The 6,970-nt window shown below is 52.6% G+C and carries 7 protein-coding genes; 4 read left to right on the top strand and 3 right to left on the bottom strand.

Features of this window, described 5'->3' with window-relative positions; translation table 11 throughout:
• Positions 1-7: 7 nt before the first annotated feature.
• The 3 genes from E7813_RS20635 to E7813_RS20645 all read right to left on the bottom strand — a co-directional run bounded on the left by E7813_RS20635 (position 8) and on the right by E7813_RS20645 (position 3,369).
• Positions 8-1,999 (bottom strand): RiPP maturation radical SAM C-methyltransferase, encoded by a 1,992-nt coding sequence (locus E7813_RS20635; protein WP_291577055.1) that lies wholly within the window; start codon positions 1,997-1,999, stop codon positions 8-10.
• 119 nt (positions 2,000-2,118) lie between these two features.
• Entirely contained in the window at positions 2,119-2,493 is a 375-nt protein-coding gene (locus tag E7813_RS20640; protein ID WP_291577056.1) for a DUF4440 domain-containing protein, read from the bottom strand.
• A 243-nt stretch (positions 2,494-2,736) separates the two neighbouring features.
• Entirely contained in the window at positions 2,737-3,369 is a 633-nt protein-coding gene (locus tag E7813_RS20645; protein ID WP_291577057.1) for a DUF6445 family protein, read from the bottom strand.
• Between the two features lie 468 nt (positions 3,370-3,837).
• Between E7813_RS20645 and E7813_RS20650 the strand changes: the two genes are divergently transcribed.
• The 4 genes from E7813_RS20650 (at position 3,838) to E7813_RS20660 (ending at position 6,958) form a co-directional block, all read left to right on the top strand.
• Entirely contained in the window at positions 3,838-4,977 is a 1,140-nt protein-coding gene (locus E7813_RS20650; RefSeq protein WP_291577058.1) for a hypothetical protein, read from the top strand.
• Positions 4,974-5,948 (top strand): tyrosine-type recombinase/integrase, encoded by a 975-nt coding sequence (locus tag E7813_RS26230; RefSeq protein WP_363331198.1) that lies wholly within the window; start codon positions 4,974-4,976, stop codon positions 5,946-5,948. Before E7813_RS20650 ends, E7813_RS26230 begins: the two co-directional genes overlap by 4 nt.
• A 479-nt stretch (positions 5,949-6,427) precedes the next feature.
• Positions 6,428-6,655, top strand: a complete 228-nt coding sequence (locus tag E7813_RS20655; protein ID WP_291577059.1) for a hypothetical protein — start codon at positions 6,428-6,430, stop codon at positions 6,653-6,655.
• A 138-nt stretch (positions 6,656-6,793) separates the two neighbouring features.
• Positions 6,794-6,958 (top strand): hypothetical protein, encoded by a 165-nt coding sequence (locus tag E7813_RS20660; protein ID WP_291577064.1) that lies wholly within the window; start codon positions 6,794-6,796, stop codon positions 6,956-6,958.
• Positions 6,959-6,970 lie beyond the last annotated feature (12 nt).

Here is a 6,970-nt window from a genome sequence, read left to right on the forward strand (position 1 = left end):
CGCGGATTTAGCCCCAACTAGCGATATGGGCCGGACGAAGAGCTAAGCGTCGCAGTGCGACTGCAAGTACGTGCGTTTCGTCTGCCGACTGTATCAAGATGCCCTCTTCAACAAGACGTTCTATTTCTTCGCGACGCGTTCGCCGATCACTTTCGTCAGCGTTCTCCAGGAGCCTCTCGATGCTTTGAACTTTGTCACACTCAAGAAATATTCGTGCGCTGTAACCTTCGAGTACTTTGTGCAACGGCGAATTCCCTTCTCGAGCAAGAAATACTCGGTTTGGTCCCAACCAATAGAAAAAATTACTCTGTGGATATCCCGCGGTCCAATTTGTCTCGACAAAGGAAATAAAATTCTGGCGCGCAGTTTCGATAAGACTGTCTTTTGTCGAAGGGTGATATCCCTTGAACGAATATGCGAATTGATCGAGGTCGATTTCTCCTTTACGGAAAATGCCCTCATAGAACGTGCTGGGAGCTGGCTTTTCAAACCCATAATTCGACCAGTTCTCAAAATAAGGTGAATACCTATTTAGCTCGATAGGAAAGACACCTGAGGGCGGATGAATATGAGGAACATTGCGGACCAGAGCGAGTGCCTCATAATAGTCCGAAGCTGTTTCATCGGGAACATGAGTAAGGATATTGTAGTGAACACCTATGCCAGCTTCAGCAAACCATTTTAAGGTCTGGACGTGCTGCAAGGCGCGGTTGCCTTTACGCATTCGCTGTAACAACCGGTCGCTGAACGATTCGATGCCTAATTGGACAGCAATAAATCCGGCATTGGCTAACGCATAAATCTGTTGTTTGGAAAGATTTGGTTTGACGTCGGCTAAAAACTCAACATCAAAGCGTGATCTAATTTGTTGAAGGTGGGGCAGAAGATCGCGTAAATGATCGATCCCTAGGATGGTATCGGAGAACGCGATTCTAACTGTTTTGTGCTTCTGGATTAATGTTTCAATTTCATCCACTACTCGGTCAACATTCTTGGATCGAAAGTTCAGCCCGTTGGCGTGGATTCCACAGAATGTGCAGTGATGTTTTTGGCCCCACCAACATCCTCTCGATGCTTCTACATAAAAGTTAGCCGGCCGCTCGTTTGGCGATATTTTCTCGTACGAATTTTCGTAAGTCGCGTAATTAGGCGATCCCATCGCCTGCGCTGAAACGGCTTTGATTGGGCCGAGGTGGATCTCACTGCCGGAGCGCCAGGCGACGTTTGGGATATCTTGCAGAGTGCTTCCGGTGATTAACGCCGAGAATAAGGGGCCAAGCGAGTCATCGCATTCACCTCGAGCTACCACATCGATCCAGGGGTAGGCTTCGAGCAGCGCTATCCCCATAGGGTCCGAGCATTGACTGCCCCCAAATACGATTTTAACTTGCGGCCATCGACTCTTGATTCTACTACCGAGAACCAAACTAGGAACTGTTTGGTGAATTCCTAATCCGAATCCACAGACCAACGTTTGACTGAGATCAAATCTTGCAAAGCAATCGTCGAAGAAGTCCTGCAATTCTTCGACGACAACGCTAGCCTGCTTTCGAGTAATACCGACCTCTCGCAAAAGTCTCTGTCGGATGACAACTTCGTCAGAAGAACCAACACTATCGGGGCCGGACAATAACTCGGAGCAAATTAATTCGCCGACTCGGCCATCTTCGAAAACTTTGTTGGCGAGCGCACCTAAACGCTTCTTTAATCGCACATAGAGATCTGTATTTCCATGAACTATTTCATAGTCGATGTCGAGCAAATCGAGCTTGTTGGCGACTATAGATAGACCCAATGGAGCATGCCATGGTTCGGCCCACGGAAGACAAAAAAGGATTACGCTGGTACTGTCCTTTCGGGCGGCTTTTTCTCCACCAAGGGTGCTAGCCCTACTTCTAGGTCGGGTCGTCACCCTTTGCGAGGCTTCGGCTTTTGAGGATCTTTTGAGGCCGGAACGCTTACGTACCCCGGAGCATAGGCACCAACCTGGCTGCCACATCCCGCCGATAGTGCTCCCTCTCGTTTTCGCTCCAGATTTTTAACTAGCTTGCTCGATTTACCGCGCTTTTTTGCTTTTTTCGCCATTGCTCAGCTCCCCAAATTGTCTCTTGACGATGGTCAGTTGTCATCTTTCCAGGTGGCACAGACAATCTTCCAGTCTCCGTTCTTCTCCCGCCGAACTATCCGAGTTAGATAACCGGAAAACTGGACACTACGCCCAGCATCATTTTTATTCATCCCCTTATAGCGAATGAGTTGATACGCGAGACCTTCATCCTCCTCGCTCTTCACAACAGTCATTTGATACTTTGGGATTTGCGCGTTTGTTCTTATCCATTTTCGAACTTTAGATGCTGTTTCGATCGGCTTTTTTGCGGTGGACGGCAAGATGGCTGCGTCGTCAGCAAAACAGTCTAGAAATGGCTCTATGTCTCCCGAGAGATACGCCGCGACTTGCTTTTCCATAAGTAGCGACAATGCACCCGTGCCCATATCGATCTCCCAAATAATTTTTAGCGTCACAACCAGTAGTATAAAGCCCCTAACAATGGAAGCTCAATAGGCATGCGTTACCCAAATTGACCTGTCCGATCTTGTTTTGGTCGGTTGGGGGAGACCCGTTGTTATTTGAGCTGGTCAGTAACTGGACTGAGCTTGGAACGTCGATCGCTTCATCGAGTTCGATCGCACAGGCCGACGTCACTTGAGTTCAAACGAGGCTTATAGGTAAGATTGCTATTTTAGCTTCAAGATCTTGCTAGTACCGCGGTTAAAAAAGAACGACGCCACAAGTCGGCCTGAAGTTTTGGTAGTTCCAAAGTAACCGGTAGCTGAATGAATCAACGCTCCATCGTAACAAACTAATCTATTGAATACATTGGGAATAGCCAGAGTGGGTTTGAAAGTTGTTCGGTCTACATTGGGCAGGAAATGCGGGACGATCGAACTGTATGGCGCGTTCGCTGTGCTGCTTTCTCGCCAAAAGAATGTCGTACCAGCCTCAGAGGGGGGGCGCTCGTTTAAGTACAGTACCGCAGCTAAATCAAACGGATCGGCGTGAGCGCGAATGAGGGACTTGGCTGCCGCGCAGTTGATCATGAACTTACAAATCGTGCTTCTTGGGGAAGAAATATTCCAATCGTATAGCGAAGCGCCGATCGCCGCTTCCAGATGGTTGACCACGCGCTTTAAGCCAGCGGGCTGGCGATCAGCTACAAACCAAGGAATTGCGGGGAGCGGTTTAAAGTAAGTCGCGAGGAGTGCCTTTCGACGTGTGGCACCGGGATCAATGAGAAAATTGTCCCAGACTAAAATGGTCGAATCTGCTGCCCGAATTCTTATAGGTCGGCTTTGTGTGTTGCAGAGCATGCGCGATGACCTTCTAGAAGCATTGGATCTTAGATCGAACAATTACAAAGATGCAAATATGAGGACTTTTACCGCAAGTACGTCGGCTTTGTTTGCGAGATAAGCGCCGGTTAACTACCACCAATGCCCACGAAGAATCCCCGGACTATCCGGCGTTAGTTGTTCCGAGGTCGATGGCGGGTCGAATTGGTCATGTGCGTTTGGGCATGGTTGTTCGAGATAGGTCAGATATAGGTTCGCTAGCAGAATCTCAGAATTGTACGGTTTGGTGGAAAGCGCATTTTCAGACCGGCTGCTCAATGCCTGCGGCTAAAGAATGACGGAACTGCTGCTGGACACCCGCCCGGGAATGTTTGCGCGTGACTTGCGGTGTCTCGGCAATTATTTTCGCTGGGGCCCGGCAATTTAATTGGCTTCTCGTCGCTCAAAGTTAACGTCAACCGTGCCTTTCAACGCACGGAGACATTGATGAGTGACGAACTTGCTCCAGCAAAACAGCGACTGACCATCGGGCTTGATCGCGAACCGATTTTTGTTGCGCCGCTCATTGCGGATGAATGGGTTATCAAGAGTCTACTTCAGAAATCGATACGACGGGGCGAAGTCGAGATCGCGCAACGGGCCGCGCTAACGTTCTTGGCGCAAAGAGGCTCAGCGATCTGGCGTCGTTTCATCGTGATCGCATTCGAGGACATTGGCGCGGGCTCCGCCGACGTTGTTGCAATGACGGTCGCCGGAAGCACCGATGGGAAGTGGCGTAAACAATCGGGTGGGGATATAGTAGTTGCAGCTCACCTCGCGCGATTGCTCGCTGAAGCACCTAAGAGTCGATCCGCCGAGCACCTAATCACGGGTTCGAACGGGCACCCGTCATTGGAACAAGAGAGGAGGGCGGTCAGCGCCAGCTCGATTGCGGACAATTTGGCTGGCGTCGCGGATAAATCCAACAGCCTTACGCATCGTGCTCTCGCAGGCTGGTGTGTATCGGGTATCGGTTGGCAGCGAGAGAAAGTGCCGGGGAGTAATTTACCCGGACTGCTCGACGCCTTTCGGCGACTTGGCCTGCCGGAGGAATTGGCCGCAGCAGCCGGGATCGCCGCCACGAAGTCCCGCGAGCCGATCACCTTGATGGTGCCGCTGATTTGGCTGGTGGCGCACGATGGCCAAACGCCCGCCGTGGTGGAAGCTGCGGTTCCCGGGACACTCGTGCTTGATGACGTTCCGATGTATGCGCACGACAAACACACACGCCTCGGACAGGAAGCCATCCGCAGCCTGGTCAAACATAACCTAGCAATCCGCAAATTTCTGGAAACGCACGTTGCCCCAGCTCATCTCCATAAAGCTGCCTATATGGCTGCCTTCTATGTCGATGCTGCGCCCTTGGCGTCCAAGCTCACATGGGACGGCGCAGATCGATTAGAGGCACTGGGAACCGAAACCGATCTGCTGAAGGTGGGTGTGCCCCTTGAGCATATCGAATCCTTGCTCCAGCTATTTCGGGCGAATCTTGACCACCTCAACAAGGTCCGCGCCCAGACATTTTGCAGGAAGCGGGGATTGGTCGAGATCGCGAGCTCCATCATGGTCGACGGGGAGGGCCAATGACCTTCCTCACCCCCGATAACCCTCACTTATCAGAGCTAACCATCGATCCGTTGATCCCCGCTCAGTTTGCAGTCAACTGCAAACAAGCGCAGGAGGGCGTCGATCAGGACGTCACTGAAGAGGTACGTCGGCTGGTCCAGGCCGCCACGTCCCCAAATACGCGAAGGGCATATAGATCAGACCTAGCCCATTTCCTTGCCAACGGCGGAAAGTTGCCGGCTACAGCAGTCGACGTGGCTGTCTATCTTGCGAGGTTTGGGGGCAAACTGGCGATCGCCACTTTGGCCCGTCGGCTTGTGGCTATCGGTAGGGCGCACACGTGCCAGGACCTTACAAACCCGTGTCAGTCTGAACCGGTTAGACTAACGTTTCGCGGAATTCGGCGGACGTACGGTCGACCGCAACGGCAGGCTAAGGCGCTGACAAAAGAGGACATCTGCGCTGTTGTTGCATCGCTTGGCGACTCCCTTAGCGACCTCCGAGACCGAGCTTTGATCCTGCTAGGCTTCCATGGGGCATTTCGTCGATCGGAACTATGTGCAGTTGATTGCAAATCGATCGCTTGGTCGGATCGCGGAATGGTCATCACGATCCGAAAAAGTAAGACAGATCAGGAGCGAAAAGGACGTGACATTGCGATGCCGAGGGGTAGGGGCATCTGTCCGGTAGAAGCTCTTCAACGCTGGTTAGAGACTTCGGGAATCAATGAGGGGACCGTATTTCGTTCGATCGATCGCGCCGGCAGGATCTCAAACGCAGCTCTCTCTGGCGATGCGGTCGGCGTGATCCTTAAACGACGGTTGAGGCAAGTCGGCTGCGATCCATCCGATTATTCAGGTCATAGCCTCCGAGCCGGGTTTGTGACAGAGGCGGTCAACGCAGGTATACCCACCTGGAAGATCCGGCGGCAAACCGGACATTCAAGCGACACGATGCTCGATAGATATATTCGTCGGGCGGAACCGTTCTGATCCGTAGCGAATGCCAAGACCCAAGACGACAGCGCCGGCCTTAATAAGGCACTGCACCTGCTGGGCCTGCAATTATGTTTGTTGAGCGCAAGGAGAAGGGCAAGCCTGGCAAGTTTGACGGCATGACCATCGCAGGCAAGCGGGAGCGAACCGAGGCATAACCAAGCGACTCGGGCTTGATCGCATTAGAGACGAACACGGTGCCACCGAAGGCGAGACGATAGATATTGAGCCTGATTGAGATAGCAGCTGATAGCCAATCAGCGAATCCTGTATTGAATTTGTTGCTAATTCAATCGTTAGGAAATTGCGAGCGTCTGCCGGGTAACGCACGGGTAACGTCCCACGCTCGGCCGGGTCACGACAAGGCTAGGTCGGAGCGTGCGGAACTCAATCCTGGGGACTCCTCCGAGGACGCTATTCATGAGTCTTGAACCCTGTGCCAAACTAAATTTGCGGAAATCGCCCGGAGCAACATCATGACCGTAGTCGAACGAACATCTGCGGGTCTACAGACCGTCATCCCTGGCTGTGAGCGGCGCACGTTGCCGAGATCGACCACCCGCGTTGATGAAAACGGCCAAGGTCTGCTGCACTTTTACAAGCCGTCGAGCCTTCGCGAACAACTCGCCAAGCGAGCGGATGCACCTTTGCTGCCGAAACGCGGGCAGAAGCCGCTACCGAAAAGCGGGTTGTTCGTCTCATAGTGGCCGCGGGAAATAGCCGCGCGACTGCGCCGCTCATTCCAACCATGGTCAATCGCCCAATCCGACCCCCATACCCCCCGCCTATTAGGCCGGATCGCAAATCAATCGAGGGCCGCCTGAAATTTTTTGGTCGGGGTTATGGCGGACGAGGTTGCACTTTTCATTGAACACACGCTGGCGATGGTCACGCTCGGCATGTCCGCTGTTGAGGTGCCGGCTCAACCGGTCGACGCAACACAGGCGTTAAATCTCTCTGCTGGGGTTTCAAATTGCAAGGTCTCACGTGGTCGTTCGTTTAGCTGACGAGCCACTTTG

The organism is Bradyrhizobium sp. (assembly GCF_004799405.1).
In the GTDB taxonomy this organism is placed as follows: Bacteria; Pseudomonadota; Alphaproteobacteria; order Rhizobiales; family Xanthobacteraceae; genus Bradyrhizobium.